This is a genomic window from Paenibacillus sp. FSL H7-0918 (assembly GCF_038007025.1).
In the GTDB taxonomy this organism is placed as follows: Bacteria; Bacillota; Bacilli; order Paenibacillales; family Paenibacillaceae; genus Paenibacillus_AQ; species Paenibacillus_AQ odorifer.
In genome coordinates this window covers 232,681-259,442 of the sequence record NZ_JBBOWJ010000005.1, presented here as the reverse complement: position 1 = coordinate 259,442, position 26,762 = coordinate 232,681, and the positions used below count along the sequence as shown (strand labels likewise).

General features: G+C 46.9%; 25 protein-coding genes. 7 read left to right on the top strand and 18 right to left on the bottom strand.

All coding sequences use genetic code 11. From position 1 onward, the window contains the following. Positions 1-87 precede the first annotated feature (87 nt). Entirely contained in the window at positions 88-1,227 is a 1,140-nt protein-coding gene (locus MHI15_RS28585; RefSeq protein WP_076282372.1) for a glycosyltransferase family 4 protein, read from the top strand. Positions 1,228-1,664: 437 nt separating this feature from the next. Here MHI15_RS28585 and MHI15_RS28580 read toward each other — a convergent pair whose 3' ends face one another. Beyond that, positions 1,665-2,906 carry a DUF445 domain-containing protein gene (locus tag MHI15_RS28580; RefSeq protein ID WP_076282373.1) on the bottom strand — a complete coding sequence of 414 codons (1,242 nt, stop codon included), beginning with the start codon at positions 2,904-2,906 and terminating at the stop codon, positions 1,665-1,667. 306 nt (positions 2,907-3,212) lie between these two features. Between MHI15_RS28580 and MHI15_RS28575 the strand changes: the two genes are divergently transcribed. Beyond that, a complete protein-coding gene (locus MHI15_RS28575; protein ID WP_076124725.1) occupies positions 3,213-4,085 on the top strand; it encodes a Cof-type HAD-IIB family hydrolase in 873 nt (290 codons plus the stop codon). A gap of 516 nt (positions 4,086-4,601) precedes the next feature. On the opposite strand, the gene MHI15_RS28570 is transcribed toward MHI15_RS28575, so the two are convergent. From MHI15_RS28570 to MHI15_RS28560, 3 genes are all read right to left on the bottom strand, one after another. Then, on the bottom strand, positions 4,602-5,981 hold the full coding sequence (locus MHI15_RS28570; protein WP_312151579.1) for a sugar phosphate nucleotidyltransferase: 1,380 nt from the start codon (positions 5,979-5,981) through the stop codon (positions 4,602-4,604). 2 nt (positions 5,982-5,983) lie between these two features. Further along, a complete protein-coding gene (locus MHI15_RS28565; RefSeq protein WP_076124729.1) occupies positions 5,984-6,820 on the bottom strand; it encodes a DUF6492 family protein in 837 nt (278 codons plus the stop codon). Between the two features lie 746 nt (positions 6,821-7,566). Continuing rightward, the gene (locus MHI15_RS28560; RefSeq protein ID WP_341165170.1) at positions 7,567-7,749 is read right to left on the bottom strand and encodes a hypothetical protein; all 183 of its coding nucleotides are present in this window, start codon (positions 7,747-7,749) and stop codon (positions 7,567-7,569) included. A 273-nt stretch (positions 7,750-8,022) separates the two neighbouring features. Between MHI15_RS28560 and MHI15_RS28555 the strand changes: the two genes are divergently transcribed. After that, entirely contained in the window at positions 8,023-10,320 is a 2,298-nt protein-coding gene (locus tag MHI15_RS28555) for a UvrD-helicase domain-containing protein (protein WP_248549149.1), read from the top strand. 64 nt (positions 10,321-10,384) lie between these two features. Here the strand turns inward: MHI15_RS28555 and MHI15_RS28550 are convergent, their stop codons facing one another. From MHI15_RS28550 to MHI15_RS28540, 3 genes are all read right to left on the bottom strand, one after another. Further along, on the bottom strand, positions 10,385-10,969 hold the full coding sequence (locus MHI15_RS28550) for a 50S ribosomal protein L25 (protein WP_339245968.1): 585 nt from the start codon (positions 10,967-10,969) through the stop codon (positions 10,385-10,387). A gap of 87 nt (positions 10,970-11,056) precedes the next feature. Next, positions 11,057-12,004, bottom strand: coding sequence for a DUF1861 family protein (locus tag MHI15_RS28545; RefSeq protein ID WP_139330081.1), 948 nt, complete (start codon positions 12,002-12,004; stop codon positions 11,057-11,059). Further along, positions 11,967-12,263 carry a helix-turn-helix domain-containing protein gene (locus MHI15_RS28540; protein WP_076127054.1) on the bottom strand — a complete coding sequence of 99 codons (297 nt, stop codon included), beginning with the start codon at positions 12,261-12,263 and terminating at the stop codon, positions 11,967-11,969. The genes MHI15_RS28545 and MHI15_RS28540 overlap by 38 nt, the downstream gene beginning before the upstream one ends. A gap of 216 nt (positions 12,264-12,479) precedes the next feature. Here MHI15_RS28540 and MHI15_RS28535 point away from each other — a divergent pair, with 216 nt between their 5' ends. The 3 genes from MHI15_RS28535 to MHI15_RS28525 are packed head-to-tail and all read left to right on the top strand — an operon-like array spanning position 12,480 to position 15,839. Further along, a complete protein-coding gene (locus MHI15_RS28535) occupies positions 12,480-13,661 on the top strand; it encodes a glycosyltransferase family 4 protein (protein WP_076275948.1) in 1,182 nt (393 codons plus the stop codon). After that, entirely contained in the window at positions 13,661-14,767 is a 1,107-nt protein-coding gene (locus MHI15_RS28530) for a glycosyltransferase (RefSeq protein WP_076219709.1), read from the top strand. Before MHI15_RS28535 ends, MHI15_RS28530 begins: the two co-directional genes overlap by 1 nt. Continuing rightward, positions 14,760-15,839 carry a mannose-1-phosphate guanylyltransferase gene (locus MHI15_RS28525; RefSeq protein WP_076127047.1) on the top strand — a complete coding sequence of 360 codons (1,080 nt, stop codon included), beginning with the start codon at positions 14,760-14,762 and terminating at the stop codon, positions 15,837-15,839. The genes MHI15_RS28530 and MHI15_RS28525 overlap by 8 nt, the downstream gene beginning before the upstream one ends. A 104-nt stretch (positions 15,840-15,943) precedes the next feature. Here MHI15_RS28525 and MHI15_RS28520 read toward each other — a convergent pair whose 3' ends face one another. The 7 genes from MHI15_RS28520 to MHI15_RS28490 all read right to left on the bottom strand — a co-directional run bounded on the left by MHI15_RS28520 (position 15,944) and on the right by MHI15_RS28490 (position 21,545). After that, complete coding sequence (locus tag MHI15_RS28520; protein WP_036687339.1) at positions 15,944-16,180, bottom strand: DUF6953 family protein; 237 nt, start codon at positions 16,178-16,180, stop codon at positions 15,944-15,946. Positions 16,181-16,290: 110 nt separating this feature from the next. Further along, on the bottom strand, positions 16,291-16,608 hold the full coding sequence (locus tag MHI15_RS28515) for a hypothetical protein (protein ID WP_036687337.1): 318 nt from the start codon (positions 16,606-16,608) through the stop codon (positions 16,291-16,293). Positions 16,609-16,700: 92 nt separating this feature from the next. Continuing rightward, positions 16,701-17,576: an alkaline phosphatase family protein gene (locus MHI15_RS28510; RefSeq protein ID WP_081387133.1), complete on the bottom strand. Its 876-nt coding sequence runs from the start codon at positions 17,574-17,576 to the stop codon at positions 16,701-16,703. A 4-nt stretch (positions 17,577-17,580) separates the two neighbouring features. Next, the gene (locus MHI15_RS28505) at positions 17,581-18,624 is read right to left on the bottom strand and encodes an ABC transporter ATP-binding protein (RefSeq protein WP_076307967.1); all 1,044 of its coding nucleotides are present in this window, start codon (positions 18,622-18,624) and stop codon (positions 17,581-17,583) included. Next, complete coding sequence (locus tag MHI15_RS28500) at positions 18,621-19,424, bottom strand: ABC transporter permease (protein WP_076186152.1); 804 nt, start codon at positions 19,422-19,424, stop codon at positions 18,621-18,623. Before MHI15_RS28500 ends, MHI15_RS28505 begins: the two co-directional genes overlap by 4 nt. Beyond that, on the bottom strand, positions 19,421-20,341 hold the full coding sequence (locus MHI15_RS28495) for an ABC transporter permease (protein ID WP_076306798.1): 921 nt from the start codon (positions 20,339-20,341) through the stop codon (positions 19,421-19,423). The genes MHI15_RS28500 and MHI15_RS28495 overlap by 4 nt, the downstream gene beginning before the upstream one ends. A 91-nt stretch (positions 20,342-20,432) precedes the next feature. Next, a complete protein-coding gene (locus tag MHI15_RS28490; RefSeq protein WP_339245963.1) occupies positions 20,433-21,545 on the bottom strand; it encodes an ABC transporter substrate-binding protein in 1,113 nt (370 codons plus the stop codon). Between the two features lie 279 nt (positions 21,546-21,824). On the opposite strand from MHI15_RS28490, the gene MHI15_RS28485 reads away from it, so the two are divergent. Beyond that, positions 21,825-22,592, top strand: a complete 768-nt coding sequence (locus MHI15_RS28485; protein ID WP_076304748.1) for a hypothetical protein — start codon at positions 21,825-21,827, stop codon at positions 22,590-22,592. Between the two features lie 45 nt (positions 22,593-22,637). On the opposite strand, the gene MHI15_RS28480 is transcribed toward MHI15_RS28485, so the two are convergent. From MHI15_RS28480 to MHI15_RS28465, 4 genes are read right to left on the bottom strand one after another with little or no spacing between them, the layout of a single operon-like run. Next, positions 22,638-23,417, bottom strand: coding sequence for an ABC transporter permease (locus tag MHI15_RS28480; protein WP_341165169.1), 780 nt, complete (start codon positions 23,415-23,417; stop codon positions 22,638-22,640). 15 nt (positions 23,418-23,432) lie between these two features. Next, entirely contained in the window at positions 23,433-24,209 is a 777-nt protein-coding gene (locus MHI15_RS28475) for an ABC transporter ATP-binding protein (RefSeq protein ID WP_076186160.1), read from the bottom strand. A gap of 12 nt (positions 24,210-24,221) precedes the next feature. Further along, entirely contained in the window at positions 24,222-25,262 is a 1,041-nt protein-coding gene (locus MHI15_RS28470; RefSeq protein WP_076192516.1) for an ABC transporter substrate-binding protein, read from the bottom strand. A 22-nt stretch (positions 25,263-25,284) separates the two neighbouring features. Further along, positions 25,285-26,739 carry an aryl-sulfate sulfotransferase gene (locus MHI15_RS28465; RefSeq protein WP_076192518.1) on the bottom strand — a complete coding sequence of 485 codons (1,455 nt, stop codon included), beginning with the start codon at positions 26,737-26,739 and terminating at the stop codon, positions 25,285-25,287. Positions 26,740-26,762: the final 23 nt, after the last annotated feature.

Here is a 26,762-nt window from a genome sequence, read left to right as displayed (position 1 = left end):
CTCTCCGCTTTCGGATGTATCTACTGTTTACTGTGTTGCATATGGTGGAAGAGGATATCCATTAGCGGATAAAAGGAGGCGTGAACCATGCACATTTGTATCATTGCACCGGAGCAGTTCCCAGTTCCGGGAGACGGTTCTGTAGAAATCTGCATTTGGGCCATTGCCAGAAGACTGGCGGAGAGACATAAGGTAACCATTGTAAGTCGGAAGGTACCTGGACTACCTGCTGCCACTATATTGGAGCAGGTCAGAATTATCCGATTGCCTGCAAGCACCCCAGCCCATTATCTTACTTCGGTATTAGAATACATTCAGAAAGAATCCTTTGACATCATTCAGGTTGATAATCGCCCCCATCTTATGTCTGCTGTAAAGAAGCAGCTTCCTCATATCCCGGTATTTCTGTTCCTGCACTCGCTTACCTTCACACCGGGTACAGATAAAGTGGCCAATGCCTTGGCAAAAGCGGATCTGATCATTGCCAACAGCCACTCCTTACAGCGAAGATTGGATCGCCGCTTCCCGAAACTGACCACAGGGATTCATATTGTCTTATTGGGAGCTGATCTTGACCGGTTTACCCCTGTGCAGATATCTGAAAAACAACAGCTTCGTAGTTTCTACAGACTCCCGCAGACCTTTACCGTTTTGTTCGTTGGTCGGGTTATCCCCCGCAAAGGGGTGCCTATATTAATACGTGCTATGTCGCATTTAAACAAACACCTCCCCGCTCATCTGGTCATAGCCGGCAAAGGCAAACCGTCGTACATACGGCAGTTGAAGCTCCTTGCACGGCGGCTGAGAGTGTCTGTTACTTTTCTAGGAAATGTGGCTCATGAGAATATACACACCCTTTATCAGGCGGCAGACTGCTTTGTATGCCCTTCCCAGAATCATGAATCCTTCGGCCTTGTTAATGTAGAAGCTATGGCCTCCGGTCTACCTGTTATCGCTTCTAATAATGGGGGCATCCGAGAGATTGTCGCCTCTGGCCATAACGGTTATCTGGTAGAACGATATCGCGAGGCTTTACCCTTTGCCCGGCATTTGCTGCGGATAGCCCGCCATCCACAATTGGCAGTTACCATCGGATCACAAGGGAGAGCAGATGCGCTTGAAGCCTTCAATTGGCAGCGAACCGCAAACCATTTAGAACAGCTGTATCAAGCTTCTGCAACACCACAGCAAGGGTACAGAACTCTTGCAGATGGAATGCAATTGTAGACTCACCCAAAGTAGGGGCCTCCTAAGCCATCAACTGGCTGCTGGGTCCCTTTCTTTTTGGAGCTTGCTTGAGCTAAACACCAATCTCCGAATGAATTAGGTAACATATGCGCATACAAGGTAGCTATCGGACACAGCTGACCCCAAACGCAGCTTTATCCCTCATTTGCAATGCTAAGGACCCTATAACCCCTATTGGCATGAAAAATGCCCCATATGAACGTCATCCATAGGAATAACGCCAGTGGAGTCCGCAAGCATGTTCCAAGAGCCAAGAACTAACAAATAACGTCATATCGGTCCATAAGCCTCAGAGGAGGATTATTACTCCACGATGCAGACAGGCCATGAGCCACAACAAAAAGCAGCGATCCTCCCTCACGGGAGAATCGCTGCTTTTCTTTTTTCCTTATTTTACAATAAATAGTAAGTTTCATTCAAATCAATTGAATAACTGTAAGCACAAGCCCTACGACAAACCCGCATAAAGCTCCGTTCACACGAATCCATTGCAGATCTTTACCCACTTTATCTTCCAGCATATTCACTAGACTAGCGTCATCCATGCTGTCCAGATTCTCTTTTACCAAAAGACCTATTCTGTAGTGGTTAGCCTCTACAAAGGCAATTAGCGAAGCGCGAATCCGCTCTTCCCAGCTGCTGATCCATTCTTGTTCCTTGCCAATACGACGTACAAGCAGGGTATAGAGCGTGAACAGCTTGCGTCCGCCAGCCGCCCGATCTTCCTCCAATAGGGAAATTGCTTTGCTGCGAATGTTCTCCAATTGCGTATGCAGAAATGCGGTTGCTGCTTCGCCTTCAAGCTCATTTATTGCCCATTCTTTTAATGAAGCCAGTCTAGCCTCGTCATTAACAATCTGGAACAGGGCCACTCGAATCTCGCGGATAATCTCTTCACGGTATGGGCTATCCTCTTCCCGAAAATCGCGGATACCGGACTGCAACATACCTTGCAGCATTTCACCAAGCATATCTGCATCCATAAACCCGACAAAAGCCTGAAAAGCCATACCTTTAAGTCCGCCTAGCTTCACTTCAGCTAATTTCTCGCTGGCAATCTTGCCCAGCATAGCCTTCGTTTCAGGACGTCCGCTCCAAGTAGATACCCCTTCCAGCGCATAGTCCAGAGCAGCTACATCTTTACCGTCATTCATTAACTTAGTAACTATTTTATCAGCCGCAACGCCAAGCTCAGCTTCACGAACATATTCGGAGGCTGCCTTTTGCAGAAACGGTACGGCCTTCTCTACCGGAAGACGAGACACGAATTCGCCAAGCTGCTCCAATATTTGTACTCTTGCCTTCTTTTTACTAAAGAACTTTGTTAGTAGCTTGGAGCCCATTGATATAAAGCCAAACTTACGCAGCTTGTTCTCAATGCTTTCCTTGTTAAGAAGCTCAGTCTCCATCGCGGTGATTAGTGATTGGATGATCTTATCGCGATTCTTGAGCAGTAGTGAGGTGTGTGGAATACGTAGCCCCATCGGATGGCGGAACAGCGCCGTTACCGCGAACCAGTCGGCAATCCCCCCTACCAAACCGGCCTCGAAACCACCTCTCAGTAGAATCACGGCTAGGTTTTCAGGTAGAAACAGTGTAATCAGAAACCCACATGCCATAAAGGCGAGTGACATGGTGGCTAAGTTTTTGGATCTCATAAATAGTCCCCTTTACATAAGCAGCTGCCGATGTCCTTACACAGGAAAAATACCGTCGGGTCACGTTCCACGAACATAAGCTGACGATAGATTCGGCTAGTCGGTTAGTTTGATAACTATTGTACCACGACTGAACTATTATCTAAAAATATACTGTAAAAACCTCTTATCTCTTGTTGGACGTTCATTATTGTACAGTTGCATGAAAATGGTTTTTGGTTTTCAGAATATTAATGATAAGATACAAGTAACGTTTCAATACCCCTTAAAAAGTACCACTTTACCTGGAAAAGGAGCTCATACAATATGCTGATTGCTTTAGATATGGATGGAACATTACTGAACGAAGAAGGAAACATCAGTCCAAAAAACCGCGAAGCTATTATAAAAGCTCAGAAACTAGGTCACATTGTTATCATTGCCACAGGCCGCTCTTTTATGGATGCAGAACGTCAGCTTCGGCTAGCGGATCTGGAATGTCCAGTAGTCAGTCTAAATGGCGCAGTCGTCACATTATCTGATCGCACCCTCGCGGCAAGCACGCCGCTGAATAAAGCAGACATCATTCCCGCTCTGCGCTGGATGAACGAAATTCCGGACTTGTATTACGAGGTATACACTGAGGATAACGTTTATGTAGAGCTGAACAAACGTGTACGGTTAGAGAAATTATCTGCACTAAGCGATGAAGAAGTTCCTGAAGAAGTCAGCTGGCTGCTGAAAGCAATGATCGATCAACAGTTTCAACAAGCAGCGGTTACCTATGTGGAGAGTATGGAAGAGGTGTGGAGCAAGGAGGAAAATGTTATTTATAAAACATTGGCTTTTTCTCTAAACCGAGAGCTGCTCAAGGAAGCTTCCACCCGCTTCGCAGCTATTCCGGGCTTAATTATTACCGCCTCTCATGTAAATAATATCGAGATTAACCATGAAGAGGCCAACAAAGGCTCCGGTGTAACCATGCTTGCTGACCATTATGGTATCCCGCTAGCGGATGTAGCTGTCATGGGCGACAGTTATAACGATCAGCCGATGTTCGAGAAGGCCGGCTACCGGATTGCTATGGCTAACGCAGCGCCAATTCTTAAGGAAATGGCGGAATTCATCACCACCAGTAATGAGGAAGACGGAGTCGCGGCAGGAATTGAGCATCTTTTGAAAAGAAATTCTAAAGAATAATTTCTGCATAAAGCAGCGGATGCACAAATAGCACCGTGGGCAGTTCTGCTCACGGTGCTATTTGTGGGTTTATTTTTGCTAGGTAGGGGTCTCTCATTTACACTTTAGGTTTAGGTTGTGGCGTGCCTGTAGCTTACTTGTGGCTTGCCTATAGCTTACTTATCGCTTTCCTGTAGCTTACTGTGGCTTACCTATAGCTTACTTATCGCTTTCCTGTAGCTTACTGTGGCTTGCCTATTGCATCCCCCGTCCCTCTCAAGAATTAGTTGTACTTCGTACAGTTAAATGCCCTCTTTTAGGCGCTAATTCGGATTTAATTGCACTCTGTACACTTATATTCAGCAAATCTATTCAAAACGCAAAAATTCGCGATTTTTAACTGTACAAACTACATCTAAATCGCAAGGCATTCACTACTCCACGAAATAGTTGCACTGAATACATCTATTTCACTTCAGCCGGTCAATCTCCCCATGTCTACAACTGCCTCCGGGTTAAAGCGAACTACCTTTCCATTCATCCCAAATCATCAAGGAAGCTGTCCTCCCCCTCCCATTCGGCAGACACTCGTACGTAGTCATCCACCTCAGGAAATTCCAACAGTTCAATAATAATCAATTCGAGCGCTGTAATGGCCCGCAGTCCATGCTTCGTACCAGCAGGTACCGTGACCGTGTCCCCGGCGGCAACCGCATGAAGATGGCCATTCATCCGGTATTCTCCATTCCCAGAAAGAAAAGACCAAACTTCTTTAGTATGCCGATGAAAATGGTAGCTGGTGTGCTCGCCTGCCAAAATAGTTATTTTAGAGGTCGTAACCTCAATACCTGCCGCCGTACGAGAGAAGTCCAAAATGCGTGAGGTGCCCCAGCGTTTTTCTTCAATCATCGGCTTCGCTGCAGGGCCCTCCAGCTTCTGCTTAATTCGTTTTGCCTGCTCTATCCCAGCAACCAAAATGCCATCTGGCCCCGACGCCACGATTAAACCAGGAGCGCCGATGATATGCACAGGACAAGAGAGTTCGTTGATCAAATGGGTACCTTTTGAATCCTCAGAAATACTCCCACTGCCAATTACTCTTCCTTGCAAATGGGGAACAAGTGCATCCCAGCTGCCAATATCCGCCCACACCCCAATATAGGGGATGACTACCGCACGCCGCGTGTGTTCTAGCACCTCATAGTCAAAGCTTCGTTCTGGCAATTGATCATAATGCTCCATAAACTCCATGTAATCTACTGGAAGATCCCGTTCGATCATACTTGAGAGCAAGTACCCTAATGAGCAGGAAAACACGCCGCAATTCCACAGTCCTCCCTGAGAAATGAACTCGGCGGCTGTCGATTCGTTCGGTTTCTCCGCAAACTGCTTAACATTTAAAAAAGACGTCCCCCCTACCCCAGACCCTTCACCCGGCAGAATATAACCGAACTGTGTAGAAGGAAATTCAGGTAAAACACCAATCAAAGCAATGTCCGCTTGTGATTCGGCAAGCACACTTGGAAATTGATGAAGCTGTTTAAAAAAAGAAGTCTCCACATACGAATCCACCGGAATGACCACTACGATCTCTTTTGAGTCCATACCCTTCACAGAATGCAGATAACTTGCCGCCAGAGCTACTGCAGTAAAAGTCCCCCGTTTCTGCGGCTCCGCTAATAAAGGGACTTGAGCACCAACGGATTTGCGAGTAATCTCCACCTGACTGCGATGAGTCACTATGCAGCTTGAATCCAACAAACCTACCTCTTCCAGCCCTCTGCATACCCGCTCGATCATCGACTCCATACCGCCAGCTTCTGTTGGAAGCAGCCTTAAAAAAGCTTTTGACCTGATCTCATTTGATAGCGGCCACAACCGCTTCCCCGATCCCCCTGAAAGGAGTACGATCTGCAACCCTATCGCCCCCCTGCGCTGGATTTAGCCCCCGGTGTTCTCACATACCCCTTTCGTTTATGAAAAGACAATGATCTATACTTCTCAGCCAGCTGATTCACTTTCTGCTTGGATAGCTGTCCTGCATTCATATGGAGACCTTTATTACGCGCTTTTTGAATTTTCATTCCCTCGCGATTCTTCGAATACAGGTAATTGGCATAGGTTTCGAATTCGGAAAAGGCAAATTGCTTGGAGCGGTTCATACTGTGTAAAATAGCTCGATACCAGGGCATTTGGTGTTTTGCTTCTATCTCTCTTTTCATTTGGGCCAATTGACTGCGTTCAAACAGCATATAATGGGTCACAAATGATGATTTTGCGGTCACCTTGCGGCCCATGAGTTTCTTATAGGTTACAAAATACTGTGGTTGGCTCCAGTTCCGGCTGTAAAAGAGTGTCTTGCCATTCGCCCGAAAATGGTGGGGGGTGATCAGAACGGTATCGGCATCAATGACCAAAAAATAATCCGCTGTGCAGAGCTTGTCACCATTCAGCTTCAGCAGCTGTTGGAATAGCCAGCCGGAACGTTCCCAGGTGCGTGAGCGGTAATGAATGTCTTTTTTCGTAATCGGCAGCACCGTATTCTCGTCAATAAAGGTACAGCCTTTTGTGCGGCAGAACTCAATCATCCGTTTCTTTTTGGGAGCAACAATTAATATCCGGCCGATGGGATGCTTAACCTGCTTTCTAACAGCGTCAATCACATGGGGAAGGGTCTGTAAATCTTTTTCAATCGCGGGAATCAGTACATCTATAGTAACGGCATGTCTGATGCGGGCCTTACTGGGCGAGGGCATAGGGTCATCTCCATATCATGTTTTTGCTTTAGGATATGAGCATGATAGGAAAAGGGAATGGGCATCACAGAATTGTTCAGGAGAGTGGCAAATGTGCGCTGGACAAGCCTGCGATGCGCGGGCAGAAATTTTTATATTATAAAAATAGAAATAGACCTGCACCCGGCGCCCTTTACTGGGGCATATATGCCTCTCTTTTCGCTTACGGAGGCGGATTTTCCCTTATTTAGGGCATTTTTGCCTCTCTTCCACGTCGCAGCTCCTCTTCTGCTCATTTCTAGGGCATATATGCTTCTCTTTTCGCTTATGGGGGTGGATTTGCCCTTATTTAGGGCATTTTTGCCCCTCTTCTACATCGCAGCTCCTCTTCTGCTCATTTCTAGGGCATATATGCCTCTCTTTTTGCTTATGTAGGCGGTTTTGCCCTTATTTAGGGCATTTTTTCCTCTCTTCCACGTCGCTGCTCCTCTTCTGCTCATTTCTAGGGCATAAATGCCTCTCTTTCGCTTACGGAGGCGGATTTGCCCTTATTTAGGGCATTTTTGCCTGTCTTCCACGTCGCTGCTCCTCTTCTGCTCATTTCTAGGGCATATATGCCTCTCTTTTTGCTTATGGAGGCGGATTCGCCCTTATTTAGGGCATTTTTTCCTCACATTTCGCTCAGGCAGCCACATTCCAGCTAATCTACGGGATTTATACCGTACATTCCGTCCACGTAGCCACATTCCAGCCTATCTACGGGATTTTTACTGTACATTCCGCCCACGCAGCCACAATCCACCCAATCTACGGGATTTATACCGTACATTCCGCCCACGCAGCCACATTCCAGCTAATCTACGGGATTTATACCGTACATTCCGTCCACGCAGCCACTTTCCATCCAATCTACGGGATTTATACCGTACATTCCGTCCACGCAGCCACATTCCAGCCTATCTGTGGGATTTATACCGTACATTCCGCCCACGCAGTCACATTCCAGCCTATCTACGGGATTTATACCACCGTTGTGTCCCACTCCCACACCAATCCCCATATTTTTACTGGCTCAATATCCAACACTTTTCCTGTGCAGTAAAAAGCCTGGGATGGTATATTGTAGATTGGCTAAATTTTCGGCACATTTTAAGATGAACTCAAACATCATAGAACTAGATTTGTTGAGACCACTCTATACAGAAATAATGAAGGTGAATCTATTGAATAAGCTTTTATTTCATAATATCCCACTGGGAGCTACTGGTGAGCGGATCCCGCAAGCGGCTGTGGCCTCAGCGCAGACAAGCCAAGAGCTGGTGAAGCGGGAGGATGAGGACTCCGCTTTTTTTCGCAGGCTGGAAGAAGGCGGCATCTTACTCAACCGTCCGCAGATTTCTGCGGTACGGCATCATAAAGGGCCGCTTCTAACACTGGCCGGCGCAGGTTCCGGCAAAACCTCGGTTCTGATCTGCCGAACCGGTTATTTGTTGTCCGTGCGCGGTGTCTCGCCAAGTCAGCTGCTATTGCTGACTTTTTCGAGTAAAGCTGCGGCGGAAATGCGCGAACGGATCGCCCTATTACCGGGAGTAGGCCCAGCGGACGTCGCGCGGCTGCAGGCCCGCACGTTTCATTCCTTTTTCTTATTTTTCTTGCGCAGACAAGGATTGCAGCAAGAGATTTTCAGTGAGACGCGGCGCCAGCACATCCTGTTGAAACAAATCATGCGTGAGCTAGGGCTACCTAAAGATGCCTATCCACCGGAAACGCTACTCTCCCTGCTCTCTTCCTGCAAGATGAACATGGGTACCGTAGAAGGCTTGCCTGAAGGAACCACCGCTGAAAAAGAAATGAAATCCATTCTGGAAATCTACGAACAATGGAAACTAGACAATTTTAAAATCGACTTCGATGATGTCCTCTTAATCGCCTATCGGATGCTAAAGGAGCGTCCTACGCTTTTACAGGAATTGCAGATGAGATATCTATACGTGATGGTGGATGAGTTTCAGGATACCAATGCCCTGCAATACGAATTAGTCAAAATGATTGCTCACCCGCAGCATAATCTGATGGTCGTTGGCGACGATGACCAGACGATTTATTCCTTCAACGGGGCACGCAGTGAATTCATTCTGGAATTCGAGAAGCTGTACCCGGGAGCAAGGGTTATTACACTTGATATTAATTACCGTTCTGGTCCAGCTATAGTCGGACTCGGCAACGGTATTATCCGGCACAATACGCGCCGGCGTTCCAAAACCCTGCAAGCAGCCAAAGGCAGCGGGAGTCAGCCCCGGTATATGCGTCCCCAGACAGCAGACGAGGAAGCCGAGCAGATGGTTGAGCATATTTTAAACGAGGTTTCGAGCGGCAAAAGAGAATATAGCGACTTCGCCATGTTATATAGAGCGTCCAGCAGCAACCGGGCCGTTCTGGAATTACTTCTTTTACGCGATATTCCCTATATTGATTATGGAGAAGGGCAATTACTGTACGAACACTGGCTAATTTCCCCGGTCGTGGATCATATGCGTCTCTCCGTGAATCGGCGGAATTTTGCGGCTATGGAGAACATCCTGCCTACTCTTTATATGAACCGTGAAAAAGGTATGAATCACATCCGGCAGATGGAAGCTAGACAACCAAAGCAAGGCCCACTAATCCATCTGTTGTCCATGCCCGGCATGGAGGATTTCAAGGGCACTAAGCTTAGAGAGCGGCTGGATCTAATTCGCAATATGCGCGAGTTAACCCCAGTCCAAGCGATTCGCCAGATCCGCACGCAATTCTATGATTATTTCATCGAAGCGAATGAGCGGCATCAAGCAACCTTGCATCGCGAAACGTTAAAAGAAATGCTAGATGAACTAGAATCGTCTGCAGAGCGATTTGATAGTATTCCTGCCTTTTTGGATTTCATAGATAATGTTACGGAACGTAATGAACATAATCGTCAGCCGGGCACCAAAGAACAAGGGAATCGGATAGCGCTTATGACCATTCACAAATCCAAGGGATTAGAGTTTCCTGTGGTCTTTTTGATTGGAGCCTCTGAAGGAATTCTCCCGCATAGCTCCGCCCTGGAGGGGGACCGGCTCAAGGACCGCAAGCTGGCCGCTGCAAATAGTGGGAGTTCAAGCTTGGCTGCCCTGGAAGAGGAGCGAAGACTGGCTTACGTAGCTGTTACTAGAGCCCGGGAAGAGCTGTTTATCAGTTCACCTGCGAGGCATCGGGGCAAAAAAGCAGAGGTCTCCCGCTTCATGTTATCAGCCTTCCGCTCTGCCGTTTCTTCCACAGCAACGACTACGGTGAGCAGAACAGTGACAACAAGATCCTTACCTACCAGCCGGACAACTGCGACAAGAACCCATGTCGTTGCGGTATGGAATTGTACCAGCAGTACCTGTCCTGGCTGGACACGCATGAAAGCGGGCGGAGCTGAGGATCATTTAACCTCAAAGCCCTGCCCGTTATGTAGTTCCCCTATGGCAAAGGACCAACGAGAAGTTCCTGTATGATTCAACGCAAAAAAAGCAAGTTTCCTCTTCCCTGGAAACTTGCCTTTTTTATAAAAATATAGGTTTAAGCTGGAGTTACTACCGCTTCTTCTTCCTCTTCTTCATGCACGGTCTTGATCTGGATCATTACGGTTGACGGTTCGGTCAACACTTCAATACCGTCCTTGAAGATCAGATCAGAGACGAGCAACTGGTCGCCAATATTCAGTCCGCTGATATCCACTTCCATGGAGGTAGGAAGATCTTCAGGCATACAGCGAACTTCCACTTCATAAATTTCAACCTGAAGCGTACCGCCTGCTTTAATCCCTACGGCTTCACCTGCAAAATGAATAGTCACCTTGCTGTCCATGCTCTTTTTCATATTTACATGTTGGAAATCAATATGCAGAATTTTGCCGGACAGGGTATCCTTCTGAATGTTCTGAACCACGACCGGAACCTCCAGCTCTTCCGATACCTTACCTTGCAGAATTGCGCGCGGATTCTTTTTGAGAATGTCCAGAAGTTCTTTTTCATTCACTTCCAACGTCAGAGTCTCTTTACCAATACCATATAATACAGCCGGAATACGTCCTTGCTTACGCGCTTGATTGATGTTGGACTTGGTGTCAGTCTTACGTGTGTTGAATTGAATAAACTTATTCATTGGGTTTCCCGCTCTCTTTGACCATAAATTCTTGTCACACTAAGTGTAACATGACCATATAATCTAGTCAAACCAACTGGAAGAATGCTAGGATTCGTATTCGTCAAAAGGGTCCGCGATCTCAATCTCATATGCTTCAGCATCACTCACCCCTACAGATAATACCGCCCGGCCTCCTCCAAGACGTTTCAAGCCACCGCTAAAGATGACATCCTCCAGTTCTTTGCGCTTGCCCGGGCCCGCCGGAAAATCACTGCGGACTGCAATTATTTTGACCGGAGTTGCTTTATAAGTCTCAGGATTCAGCGAAAAAGCCATGGCATAATAGTGTTTGTTTCCGGCACTATCGAAGCAGGCAATGTGGCCCAATACGCCCACCATTCCACCCCGCAGCAGATGAGCTTCATTGGCTCCCCCCCACTCTTCGGGCACGAATTGATCCTGAAGCACCTCGGCATCAATAAAGGTCTGCTCATTCAGTTCGTCCAGCGAAGGAATCACTGTGAACCCAATCTGTCCTCGCCCACCCCGTTCGCCCTGTGGCCGGGTAAATACGCCTACACTGCCATTATCAAGCTCGATAAGCCGGATATCCTTCATCGTGCCGGGACCTGAAGAAAAGTGGGTTAAAGAATCGATGTGATACCCCCTGTAGAATTGGGTCACCCAGGAGGTAATCCGGTGCGGATCATCCGCTGCCGTAATCACTTCCACCCCGCCCACAATAAGTTCCCCCCTGATCCGGGTCCAGCACGGGTCCTGTAAATTGTACGTATGCGTATGCGCACGAGGCCTCCAGACTCCATCATGGCATGTAAAAAAGAAGACTTGAGAGAACTCACTGTCCCGTTCCTCAACTCTTCCCATTAGTACTTCCTCCCCGTTATACATAAACGGGGCGGTTATATTATAGACATCCCGGTGCCCGACACCGGTGAACGTCAGTTTGTTTACTATGGTTGTACCGCGTCCGGCATGATATGTATCCAGAAGCTGCTTACAGGTGGCTGTCCGTGCCGGGTTCCTTGTCATCATCGTCCTCCTCATAATCATTTGAACGATCGATTACCCAATCGTTGTCTTCCGCATCCATGGCGATCAGCTCGCCGGGCTGGACATTAAAGTATACACATAATTTTAGCAGCAGATCCCTTGGATACTGCACCATCTCATTCTTGTACATTCGGCGTACTGAATCAAAGTGGTAATTGATCTCTTTGGCAAGCTTACGGATCGATAATTTCGGATCATGCCTCAGCATGACCTCGCTCAGTTTACTGCGTATGACTGGCATTCATCCACCTCCTCCCATAATATATCCGCACTCACCCAAGGAGTCAATTAAATTGACAAGATTAAATGGTCATGTTACAGTGGGATTAGGAAATAATTTGCAACATTTCTAATTTCAGAAAAAACAAATACCTTTCCCTATTCAGAAAATAAAGTCTTCTTTATTTTCTTTTTTTGTATCCAGACCAATCGCAAGACCATTAGGGAGGCTCTTTGAATGAAAAATACAGTCCGTAATCACAACATCGTGTTCCTGGGAACCAGTCTGCCGCGAGAGTGCGGTATCGCCACGTTCACACAGGATCTGCTAGATGAACTTATCCACCTTCCCGGCTTCAACCCGCCCCGGATTATTGCCATAAACAACAATGAAACCTACGCTTACGATCAGCAGGTAATACGGCAGATCGACCAGCATAATTACGCAGATTATATAGATACGGCCGATTTCCTCAACAATTCTGATACCGATTTGTTGGTCATCCAACATGAATTTGGCATCTACGGCGGAGAAAGCGGTGAATACCTGCTGCCCTTTGTCGAACGTTTGAACATTCCGTATGTTGTTGTTTTTCACACAGTGTTGACCAAGCCCTCCCCTAAGCAGCATCAGATCATCCGATGTCTGGCCGAGCGTAGCGTGCAGGTCGTGACGATGGCGGAATCAACCCTTACTGATTTATCTACTATTTATGAGATCCCAGTTTCCAAAATCACATTCATCCATCACGGTGTCCCTCAAGTGAGCACAGCTTCACGCTCCAGCCTCAAAGCACAATACGGTTATCCAGACCGCAAAATCCTCTCCACCTTCGGCTTCCTCAGTCCCGGCAAAGGGATTGAATACAGCATCGAAGCTATGCGCGGCGTGGTCAAGCGACATCCCGAAGCACTTTACATTGTCTGGGGCAAGACCCATCCGGTCGTCAAGCTGGAATCCGGCGAAGTTTACCGCCAGAAACTGACGGACCTCGTAGAAATGTTTGACCTGCAGGACAATGTCCAATTCGTCGATAAGTTGCTGACCCAAGAAGAAGTAATAGAGTCCTTGGTCATGTCAGATATTTATGTGACTCCTTATCTGGGTAAGGATCAGGCCGTCAGCGGCACCCTGGCCTACGGAGTCGGTTATGGCCGGGTCATCGTGTCGACCCCTTACCGCTACGCCCAGGAAATGTTGGCAGAAGGCCGCGGTCTACTGGCTGATTTTCATGATTCTGCTTCCTTGGAAGCCTGCATTTTGCGCTTGCTGAATAGCCCCGCCCTGGTGCAAACGATGGAAGACCGTACGTTGAAGCTCGGGCTCACTATGCGCTGGAACGAAATCGCCAAAATCTATGCCGCCTTGTTCCACAGCCATATCCAGAGCTCGGCGTCAGCTGATCGGAGCGTGATTTAATGGAAACCTCCACCACAGTACAGGCTAAACCAGGCTATCTGCGCAGAATCACGGACGATACAGGAATCTTTCAGCATACCAAGTTTGGGGTTCCGGACCGTTCCAAGGGCTACACTACCGATGATAACGCCCGCGCCCTGATTGCTGCGGTCTTAATGTACGAGAATTCCCGGGATGCCGTGGCACTCGATCTCATTCATACGTATATCTCTTTTATCTATCATTCCCAGACAGCGGACGGCAATTTTCGCAATTTCATGGATTATAACCGCTCCTTTATAGAGGATAAAGGTTCTGAAGATTGCCAGGGACGTACCTTGTGGGCACTCGGGTTCGCCCTATCGCATGCTGCTTCCCTGCCCGATAACCTGATGAATACCTGCCGGTATTTGATCAATCAGGCACTGCCGCATCTGGAAGCCTTGGGCTCACCTCGGGCTGGAGCCTATGCCATCATCGGCCTAAGTTATCTTACCGAAGCACCGGGCTCATTAGGTTATGCTTTTCCATACCCGCATACTGAAAACACGACCGAAGAAGCCGCCTTTCTGCCAAGGGCAACCATTGAGAGTCTGATCGAAAATATTGCGGTTCGGCTGCATAATCAATATACCCGCTATAAGGGGCACGGCTGGAATTGGTTCGAGGACAGCATCACTTATGGCAATTCCATGCTGCCCTGGGCTCTGCTTCGGGCCTTCCTGATCTCCGGGAATAAAGACCTGCGGGAGACCGCCAAGGAAAGCCTGGATTTCCTAGCTTCCACCACCTTCTCCAGCAAAGGTTACTATAAACCGATCGGCAGCCATGGCTGGCTGCTGCGTGATGGGCTGGCTGCACCCTATGATGAACAGCCCATTGAAGCCTGCGAGATGCTGCTGGCCTGCCGGGAAGCAGCTGTTGTTCTTGAGGACCCCGCCTATCTTACGCAAGCAGAATTATGCTACAACTGGTATCTAGGGCATAATTCCTTGGGAATCCCTCTGATCGATCCGCAGACTGGTGCTTGTTATGACGGCATCCATGCCGCGGGGCTCAACCTGAACCAAGGCTCGGAGAGCATTATATCCTTCACAATTGCCCGGTTGGTGATGCATCATGAATAAATATGCTACGATCCTAGCCGGCGGGGGCGGAACACGGTTTTGGCCCCTGTCCAGACAAGAAATCCCAAAGCAGCTGCTGAATATTAGTGGCAACGACATTATGCTAAACGATACGATTGAACGCTTCAAAGGGATTATTCCTCAGGAGAATACAGTTATCGTTACTAATCGTACCCAAGCAGTATTGTTGGAGAGTATTATGCACAGCAGCGTTCTCAAAGCTAATATTCTAATTGAACCTGTGGCGCGAAATACAGCCGCTAGCATTCTTTTTGCAGCATTATCTATAGAGAAATCTCATGGCAATTCCTTAATGGTCGTCCTGCCTTCCGATCACTATATAACGGATGAGGAACAATTCCGTCTTACACTAGACGAAGCCTGTACTGTTGCCATGGAGTCAGACAAAATAGTAACCATCGGAATCAAGCCTACTTTCCCATCTACTGGCTACGGCTATATTGCCTTTGATAAGACGCCGATTGCGACAAGCCCAGTGGCTGTATATGATGTAGATGAATTTGTAGAGAAACCAAACTTTCAGAATGCACAGAGTTATCTGGCATCCGGTAATTATCTATGGAATAGTGGGATTTTTATTTGGCAGACCTCTGTCATTATTGATAATTTCAAACGTTATCTACCTCGACTCTACAAAACCATGCTGCCCATCAGTGATTATTTGGGTACAGATCAGGAAGAGGAAGTTATTAATGCCATCTATCCAACGCTTCAGAATATTTCGATTGATTACGGCATTTTAGAGCGCTCTGATGAAGTTGTCGTGCTTTCCGGGCAATTTGGCTGGAATGATATCGGCAGCTGGGATGCACTGGGTTCAATCTTCCCTCCGGATGATGCAGGCAACATTATAAAAGCAAATCATGTGGGGATAGATACCCATAATTCAATCATCTATGGAAATGGCAGACTGATCACGACCATTGGTGTAGACGGGTTCATCATTGCGGATACTGGGGATGCACTATTAATCTGTCCCAAGGATAAAGCGCAGTCAGTCAAAGATATCGTGGAGCTTCTAAAGGAACAGGGAATGACAGAATATATCTAACTAAAAAGAATGCAAAAAGACGGGCCATTGCAGTACATGCATGGTCCGTTTTTCATCTCATTATATAAGTTGAACAGTTTATAAATGTTTTTTAAACGCCAAACCTAGGTCCAAGCCCACAAGAACCCGTCTCGATCCCAAGCAATTCTCCCGCCATGGAGTTTCCGGAAAGCTTTCTTCACTTCTTTGGAGAGTGAGGCATTGCCGTTCTCATTCACAAATACAAATTGTTCTCCAAAATTCTCTTTCACATATTCAATCGCCGCCGTCTGATGCAAGGTACCCGTAAAACGAATCTCCTTCACCATCCATTCTGCTACTTCTTGTGCGGTTATTTCCATATGGATGCGCCTCCTCTCTGTGCTTACTGCTAAAATGTGCCCTCATTATAACATGAATACAGCCCAACCGGACAAACGTCCGAATTGGGCTGTATTGAAGTCATTTTACATCATTGTGGATAGATATGGTTCGACGGATAACGGGACTTCTGTCCTCCACTCACCATCAACAGAATCCCAGTAATTAAGTGCAAGAACCAGCCCACAAAAGGAATCCATGCCAATAAAGAAGTTATAATTCCTAGCACTGAACCGTAGATAGACTCACGGTCTCTTGAAGATAAAATCAATGTAATCACATGTAGAATAAACATCAACCCCAGAACGGAATACCCCGTGCCAATAACAATAGCAGCACCCAGAATTGGAATTGCCAAAATAATTTCACAGGAACCCGTAATCCATTTCATAGCTTTAGAAGCGCTCAATAGACAACCTCCTAATTGGGTTAAATATACAAATCATTATACAAAAACCCAGCTTTCACGTATATGATTTTTCTAGTGCTAATTATTTTATTTCATACCAACGGCAAAGGTTCTTCCACTTTGTCATGAGATTGCTTCTGCACAAGTGGAGGCAAGCCCTCCTTACTCATTGCTGCCGAAGGGGCCAGCCCCAAACAGTGGCACATTAAAGGAGCCATTCGCAGCTGTGGCAGCATTTCTTCCTCTTTTTCTGAAGATAATACATCTACCCCAAACGTATATAATGGCACATTTCGCTCGGAAGGGGTTATCCCGCCGTGGTACCCATTTGCGTTCATTCCGTGATCTGCCGTAATCATAATCTTATAGCCCTGTTCCATCCAAATAGGCAAAACAGTGGCCAGCAGACCGTCGGCATTACGCACTGAAAGCTCATATTCTTTACTCTCGCCGCCATAACGATGCCCGGCGTCATCTATATTCATGGAGTGAATGTATAGGAAATGCGGATCATAGGCACTCCGTAAATACACCGCGTCGGCAAACACATGACTGTCGGGATAGTGATCCTCGAAATAAAAGCTGCCATGCTGAATGGGCTTCATCACATTGTGCTGATGGCGATCAGCCAGCGGATCAAAAGGGGCCGAATTATAAAGCTCACTGACCCAATGATAGGCGACAGCAGCTGTGCGCAAATTAGCGGCCACTGCCAGATGGAATACGCTCTCTTCATGGCTTGGTCTCACAATATGGTTAGCCGTAATTCCATTTTTGGTCACAGGTGTCCCCGTCAAGAGTACTTCATAAAGCGGGCGTGACAGACTAGGCAATTCCGACTTCACTCGGTGACATGATATTTTCCCCTGCTCCACCAAATGCTCCATATACCCCATATATTCACGTGCGGCCTCATATCTAAGTCCGTCCAACACTACCACAATAAGTTTATTGTTCATTTCAGTCATCTTATTACGCTCCCTCTCGTTCCAGATGCAGCAGCTCAGAAGGGTTCAGAGCCAAGGTGACGTTAGCCCCTTCCACCAGCCTCAGCCAGCGTCCGTCATTTAAAAGATCAACCGTTAAGCAAATGTCTTCTACCTCTACCGTACACCTAATAATATTGCCCAACACGGAGACAGATTTAATGATGCCATCCACCAGTTGCACTCCGGCAGCAACCTCGTGAAGTCCCGCGCCCTCATGCAGCAGCGTAACCGCCTCAGGCCGAATAGCAAAGCGGTCCTGCGTGCTATCTATCCCCCGGAACAACGTCATCACTTCTGATCGGGTCAATACATTGTAACTGCCCATAAACCGGGCAACGAACTCTGTTCGTGGTGCGGAGTACAACCCCTCAGGTGTGCCATCCTGCACAATCCGGCCACCGTTCATAATACAGATGCGGTCAGAAAGAATCAGCGCTTCCTCCTGATCATGTGTCACGAATAGTGTCGTCATGTTAAACCTTTTTTGGATATCACGAATTTCTGCACGTAAATTCTTGCGTATCTTAGCATCTAGTGCGCTTAAGGGTTCATCCAGCAGCAATACTTTGGGCTGCACCGCTAGAGAACGAGCCAGCGCTACCCGCTGCTGCTGTCCACCGGAGAGGGACTGCGGATATACATCCCGTTTATCTTCCAGATCGACCAATGCCAGCAATTCCGCGCAGCGATGATGGCGGGCTGATTTCGATAATCCCCGCATTTTCATTCCATACTCGATATTTTGGCTCACCGTCAGATTGGGGAACAAGGCATAAGACTGAAACACCATTCCTACCTCGCGCTTACGGGGCGGCAAACTTCCCAGATCTTTATTTTCCAAAAGAATTCTGCCGCCATCCAGCTCTGAAAGACCGGCTATGCAGCGTAGCAATGTGCTTTTTCCACAACCGGAGGGGCCTAGCAGTGTTACAAGTTCACCTTCACGGATCTCCAAATCAACATTGTCTAACACACAGGTATTCCCAAACATTTTGCATACACCCTGCAGCTTTAGATAATCATTCATCCCTTAACGCCCCCTCCCATCTTTTTACCGAGCTTCATGAGTACCATCGAAAGAATTAGAATAAACAGAAAATAAGAGATCGCAATCGCGCTGGCTAAATGTCCACTTTCACCAACCCTTTGATATAGATATACCTGAATCGTCTGAATATGTCCGCCAACTAACATGTTCGTAAGGACAAATTCGCCGAATAGAACTGAAAATGATAACAGTGTAGAGACGATAACCCCAGGCCATATATTAGGCAAAATCACATTCACGAAGGCCGTTCTTCGGCGGGCACCAAGCAGCTCCGCAGCATGCAGCAGTTCAACGGCATTAACCGTTAACAGACTATTGCGAATGCCCTGATACATATAGGGAAGGATGACCACAAAATATGCCCCCACTAATAAATACGCTGTTCCAGCGATATCAAAGGGTCCAGAAGAATAGGTACGAATAAGACCTACCGCAGCCACAACACCAGGCACCGCATAAGGCAAAACAACAATACCTTTCATAAAGCTCTCCCAACGCGGAAAATAGAGGGTGATGACAAAAACAGCTGGCAGCATCACGGCCAGACTCAGCACCACGCTGATCAGGCATAAATAAAGCGAGGTCCAAAGCGCCTCCAGAAAGCGAATATCCTCAAACATTTCCCCAAACCAATTCAGCGTCCAAGCTCGGGGCAGCAAGGTATTCTGCCAATCTTGTGCAAAAGCATAAATGCCCGTTGCCAAAAGAGGAAGCAGCAAATACACCATGAGCAGCAGCATGAAGGTGCGTGGAGCAAAGCCTGCTTTACGTATATTCATTGCCCTGCCTCCTCACGAGCTGTCCATAAACGCCGGGAAGCTTTGATTTTCACATCCGGTTTACTGAGTGCTTTCGTTCCGAACCTCTCCGCACGCCGCACCATTAAATGGTTCAGATAAACCGCCAAAATCGTAGTCAGACCAAGCAGAACAGCAAGCGTACTCCCCATTTGTGGCTGTGTAACCACATCTCCGGCAATCAGTGAACCGATACGTACCGCCAACAGATTGTAATTTCCGCCAACCAATGCGTAAGCCGTGGCATAAGCCCCCATTGCATTAGCAAAAAGAATTCCAAGTGTGCCGAAGATCGCCGGAGTTAGAATAGGCAGGCCAATCGTCTTCCAGAACTGCCAAGGCCCAGCCCCCAGTAAGGACGCTGCCTCTCTCCACTGCTCACGAATTCCGTAAAAGGACGGGTACAAAAGCAGTAAGGCTAACGGAACCTGAAAGTATACATACACCAGTATTAGACCTGACCAGCTATATAGATCAAAATCGGCAAAAACACTCCAGCCCCACTGTTTAAATAAGAGTGTAAACACCCCATTATTTCCGAGCAAAATGATATAAGCAAAAGCCAGCGGAACACCTGCGAAGTTAGAGGTCATATTCGACAGCATCAGAAGTCTATCGCGTACTCTCGGGGTAAACCGGGTAATGCAATAAGCACAAAAAAGTCCGACAATGATCCCTATCAGACTTGAGGTTATGGAGATTAGCAGACTGTTCTTAATCGCCTGCATGTAATAGGCACTTTGCAACGCATGCAGATAATTGCCTAACGTAAATCCCGTTCCGTCCGCTGTGCGAAAGCTTCCCGTCAACATGGATAGTATAGGTACCAGTTGAAAGGCTAACACCATTAGTGCAAATGGAATAAGTGCCAGGATCACACCGCGGCTTCTTTGTTTCATCTTACTCGCTCCTTGTCGCGGGAATAGAACAAAGGCGCCTTACGGCATCATGACGAAGGCGCCCTGCTTCTTTTTTAGGGAGAAATGAATACTAATTCAAATACACAAGCACACGTTCCTGCCACAATTGAGGAATGGTTTTTGCCGTCTCTTCCCATACCTTGTAATCACCAACAGGCTTAGCGTTGACGTATTCTTCTTTTGGCAGCAGCTTAGCTGCAACATCATCCGGCAACGTTACACTGTCACGGATCGGACGAGCGTAACCTTTGGCAAGATTAATCTGTCCTTCATCGCTAAGGATGTATTGACGTGTAAGCTTCGCCGCGTTAGGATGCGGCGCATATTTGTTGATGATCGTGGCATACCCGCTCACGACACTGCCTTCCTGGGGAATGGCTACTGCGAAGCCATCTTTGTTGATCTGGTCTCTATAGTTCAAAGCGTTGAAATCCCAGAGCAGGGTAACTTCTACTTCCCCTTTTTCAATGTTGGCAAGGGAAGCTTCTGCATTGGAGAGACGTCCGTTTTTAGCTAAATCCTCGAAAAAAGCAATCCCCGGTTCAATGTTCGACTCATCGCCACCAAAGGCAATCGCTGCGGCCAATACAGCCATCTGTGCTTGAGCAGCCTTGGTTACATCACCAACGATGATTTTGTAGTTACCGTTCTTCAGATCTTCCCAGCTCTTCGGTGGATTCGCCACGAGCTTAGTGTTAGTCAGAAAAGAAATGGTGCCTTGATAGCCGACGATCCAATTCCCGTCCTTATCCTTAGCCCAATCGGGGATTTCATCCCAGTAGGATGTTTTATAAGGCTGGGTTACCCCTTTATCCACGGCAACCGAGCCAAACGCAATCCCCACATCTCCGATATCGGCCGTTGGTTTGTCTTTTTCCGCATCAAACTTGGCAATTTCCTCCGCGCTCGACATATCGGTATCCGAATGTGTAAGACCATACTTACTGTTCATATCACTCCATGTATCTTTCCAGTTCGCCCAGGAATCCGGCATTCCTACACTGACGATACTGCCCTCTTCTTTAGCTTTACTCTCGATCTCAGTCAGACTTAATTCTTTGGTGCCAGCCTTTCCATTCGTTGTTTCTTCAGCCTTGGCTGAATTTCCACAAGCAGCAAGCAACAGGACGAGCAAGGATAACATTAGACCCATCGATAATTGATTTTTGATCCCTTTTTTCATGATTTCCCCTTCACTCCTATTTCTTATTTGCGGGCTTCTTTATGTACAACTGTTAGGCACCCAATTGCAGTATAGGCGTGTACTATTTTCGCGGCATTAAGGAGAATAGGAATATTTGTAAATAAAAAGAAACGACCTGTCGTCTTTTTTAGATGACCGCCGTTTCCCTTAGAAATGTTTTTATGAAAATAATTACATTAATTACACTAAAATAGAACTTTACTGATGTATAGTAGTATTTATTCATAATAAGAAATGACCCTCAGAGGAGCTTGAAAAATGCCGTTTACAAAAATTCAGATGGTAACAGGTTTATTTCTATGTACTTTGCTTATCTCAGCTTGCAACAATGCAGCTACTCCTCCTAAAAATAACACGCCAGATACAAGTAATAAAATCATTCAAATAAACAGTGATCTTTACACCCTCCCATTACGTGATCAGAATACAGAACAATACAACTACGCTGTCAATACCTCTGCCGGTATCGTATGGTTGCCAGCCCCAAAAATGAACATTGCCCCTGGAACAGAAGCAAATCCATTTTATTTTCCAACAGAGCCTTTCACTTTCTATTTAAGTTCTCCTAATGAAAAAACACTAGCTGTAGAAAAGTCCAAGAAGCTATTGACGTTACCTTTAAATGATGGCGATGCTGTTCTGGTGGTTAGCGGCGTTTTTGGATTAGATGATTATATCCTCTATCATACCTTTTCCATTTTCACTGATGGCGCTCAGCCGATACGAGAACAAGCTTGGGTGATGAAAGTAGACGATCCAACATCTAATAAAGAAATTGCTCAATTCCATTCATCTGGAGGTAAATTTTATAGTTATGCAGTTGATGAAAAAGAAAAACTTTATCTATCGGTTTCCATACTTCCTGGAAATGCAGATGGTAGCTATAGTTACGAAGTTTATATTTATAATCTTCTGACTGGCAACAAAGAAAAAATAAATGATTATTCTCTTAATCCCTCATCACTGGATTCCATCCAATTTAATTACAATGACAAAAAATATTCGTATAAACTTCAGTCCAAGTAAAAAACTGCCCGACATTTCCAGGCAGTTTTACATGTATGAATATAACTACCGTCTACGCGCTGCCACACTGACAACACCGTATCTGTAAAGCACCTTCTTACCGAACCAGCCAAAAAGCCGATCCGTAAAGAAGCCCATAAAGCCAAGGCAGAATAACCCGACAAAGATCCAATCCGTACGGAAAAACAACCGGGAATTCCAGATCAGATAACCTACACCTTCGTTCGAAGCAATCATTTCCGCGCCGATAATCGCCATATATGAGGTGCCCATCGCTAACCGGATACCCGTAAAAATATAAGGGATCGTCGCCGGAACGACCACATGAATCAGAATTTGCCACTCACTGGCGCCCATACTGCGGGCTGAGCGGATTTTGTCCTCTTCCACGGACATCACACCGGTTAAAGTATTCAGCACCACGATAAAAAAGGTAGCGTACATAATTAACGCAATCTTCGACTGCTCCCCAATACCAAACCATACTAGGAACAAAGTAATGAATGCAATCGGCGGGATAAAACGGATAAAGTTCAGGAAAGGCTCCGCAAAAATACGGATCAAGTTCACCTTCCCAATGATTAGTCCTACGGGAATCGCCAGTAAACTGCCGAGTACCCAACCAATGAGCACCCGGTAAAAGCTAATTCCGATATATTGCAGCAAGGTTCCGTCTTCCAGCAGCTCCCTTCCGCCTTTAAGTGTACTCCATGGTCCGGGGATCACATCGGGGCTATAGATTACAGCTCCAAGCTGCCAGACGCAGAGCGCGGTAATCCATAGAAGGGTTACGGAAACCCACTTCTTCTCCACCCATTTTCTCATCTGTCTCACCCTATCCTATTCTTCGAAATGACCTTGAATTTGATTGTATAACGAGTAGAATTCCGGTGAGGTTACGTCCCGCGGATACGGAAGTGTATTGTCATAAATATCCGTAATATTAGAGGACGGTCCTACTGACATAATACCAATTCGTTCTCCCAGCAATAACGCCTCCTGAATATCATGAGTTACAAAAATCACCGTCTTATGTGTCTGGCGCCAAATATTGACCAATTCCTTCTGCATCGTTCGGCGCGTCATCGCATCCAGTGCACCAAATGGCTCATCCATCAGCAGAATCGCTGGATCATTCGCCAGCACCCGAGCCAGCTGAACACGCTGCTTCATACCCCCAGACAGCTCCTTCGGGAACTTCTCCTCATGCCCGTTCAGCCCAACAAGCCCGATGAACCTATCCGATATTGTATGCCGTTCCACCTTTGCGATTTTCTTCATCCGCAATCCGAACTCCACATTCTGACGAACGGTTAACCAAGGGAATAAGGAGGAATCAGCCTGCTGGAACACAACCGCCCGATCTCTGCCGGGCTTATTCACCTCTACATTATCCACCCGTAGATGCCCACCGGATTTGGAGACAAAGCCGGCGATCATATTCAGCAGTGTTGATTTCCCGCAACCACTCGGCCCGAGCAGAACGAAGAATTCGCCACCTTTAATTACGAGATCTACATCTTTTATAATGTAGTGAACGTCCCCAGCAGTCGGTTCACTGTAGCTTTTACGGAGCTGCTCAATATGAATGGTATGCTGCTTAGCAGATAATGACATGCTGAACTCCCCCTATTTCTTGTACGTAACCTCTTCTGGCAATGCCTTCGCCAGCGGCTCGAGATTCAGTTTGCTATCCAGATCAAAATCCTTCTCAATGATTCCGTTGTCGACCATATATTTCTTTTGCTTGGTCAAACTGTCATACGCTGCTTGAGTAAATCCTAGTGCCCACGGATTATTCGGCAGATCTTTTATCGTTGATTCCTTAGGCTGCTTCACTTCCTTATACATCAGATCAGCAACCTCATCTGGGTGAGCCTGAGCATAGGCTCCGGCTTCATTCACCGCTGCTAGGAAATTTGCTATACCTTGCGGATTCTTAGTCGCAAAATCATTTCCCGTTACAATCCCCATCCCCAATCGAACCGTGGTTTTAGACATATCTGTCAGTTCATGAACACCTTTAAGCGCGTAGAGCTTATCATTCAGAACCGAACCATAAAACCATGCTCCATCCACAGCACCTTGCTTCAAAGCGATATAAGCTTCATCAAAGGCACCCTGTCCTATCAACTCCACATCACTGAGAGCAGCATTATGCTCTTTCAAATATTCATCCCAAAGGTACGGAATGAAGGTACCGCGTATGAAACTCAGCTTCTTCCCCTTCAAGTCTTCAGCCTTCTGAATATCGTCCTGTACGAACAATTTCCATTCAGTGGACGCTTCATCAGTCGCTAATCCCGCCGAGGCGATAATAGCATAATCGCCCTTCGCCACTGCGTTCAGCAAGGGGAAGTCTGCCCCGAAAGCCACATCCACCTGTTTAATAAAAAGGGCATTTACACCTTCCGCAGGGGAACCAAAGTTGACCAGTTCAGCGTCAATCCCGTGTTTGGCAAAGATGCCTTTATCTAGTGCCACCCGAAAAGTGGGATTCGTATTGATGTCAGCAATTTTTATCTTTAATGTCTCTGCTTTGCTGTTCGCCGCTCCCTCTTTAGCGGCATTAGAGGCAGCCGCGTCGCCCTTGGAGCTGCAGCCCGATAAAAGGATAACCACTGATAAAGATAAGAGCAGAAAGCTTGAGCTGATCCATGATTTTTTCAACCGACACATCTCCTCAAATTTGTTAATTTACCTTGCGGCTGCTGCCTTCATCCGTCGTCGCCACACAAGCAGCTCCTTCAACAAATGGCAGGGTTGTCGCCACACTTACCACAGAATCCGATCCTTTAGGTGCAGACCCCGGGACTCTGAACTGCGTTACGTCTATTGGCTCAATCGCTTGTTCAACTGGCGTTTCCAGCTGTGGTACCCATGCATAAGGCACACGGTAGGAACGATAGACCATGTTGGTATTTCTGGAGTCAGTAAATGGCGAAATATATTCCCATACCAGTTCATGTTCTGGCGTAACCTCAAAGAGTCTGCCGTTAGAACCTTCTGTAATTAAGGTGTTGCCATTCAAAAGCCGTTGAGCTGAGCTGATATATGGACTGTAGAATTTATAAGAATCGGTTGGGACAGAGAAACCTGCTTCTGCCGCTGTATATTGCCACTCAATCTCAAGGGTTACGGGATTAATCTCCAGAATTCGCGAGTGGTCGCGGAGTGCATTTTTTTGCCCAAAAGGAGAAGATGGATTTGGAAGACCATAACCGCCCCAGCCCCCGTTATCGAATACAAGTAAGTTGCCTTCTCCCGGCAAACCTTTCGGAATGATGTGCGCATGATGCTGGCCAATGATCCAGTCGATATGCTTCACTTCTGGCAGCGAGTAATCCGGACCGATTCTCCAAACGATGGCTCCGGTACGCTTATCCGTGATCGCAATAATATTTGCTTCACGCGCATCCCAGATCACGTTATCCGGATGGAAACGCTCATCCCCTGCATCGTAAAACTTATTGGGTCCTACATAAGAAGCCGAATTGATATGCAGCCAGTCTCCAACACCACCACCTAGATTTCCGAAAGAGCGTGAGTTAGGATCACGAAATAGTACATTTTTGGCCGCTTCATCAAAGCCTAGCTCATCAAAATGTTCATTTGGAGCCCACTCCCAGACGATATTCCCCTCCCAGTCCACCTCAAGGATCGTGTCATCAAGCAATTGTTTGTCGGAGATTTGAGGATTGTAGATGTTTTTATGAGCAAGAATTAGCGTTTTTCCACTGTCTACCTTGGGTTCAAGCCCCGGTGCAAAATATCCGACCGGATTGCCTTCGCGCTGATAGTCATGATGTTGGCGGGCATACCAGAGGGGTTCATAACCCGGATCTTCTATATGTTCATAGCTGTTATATTTCCACACGATGTTCCCATCCCAGTCCACCTGTACCAGATCTACATTATCCTGTATTCCGAATTTAGGATCTCTTCTTCCTGTGCTGCCCAGCACATAACCACCCGGGAAGATTTTAGCCGGAAATCCAAGCAGCCCCTTCCACAAATGCACCTCTTTACCGTTCATATCAATCAGTACAACACCTTCTTCACCAGCTTGAAATACGGTATAGCCACTCCAGGCTTTGTTAGGGTTATATACGGTTGCTCCAGTTGGATAAATGGTTGAATGTCCCATCGTTCATCTCTCCTACGTTCAAT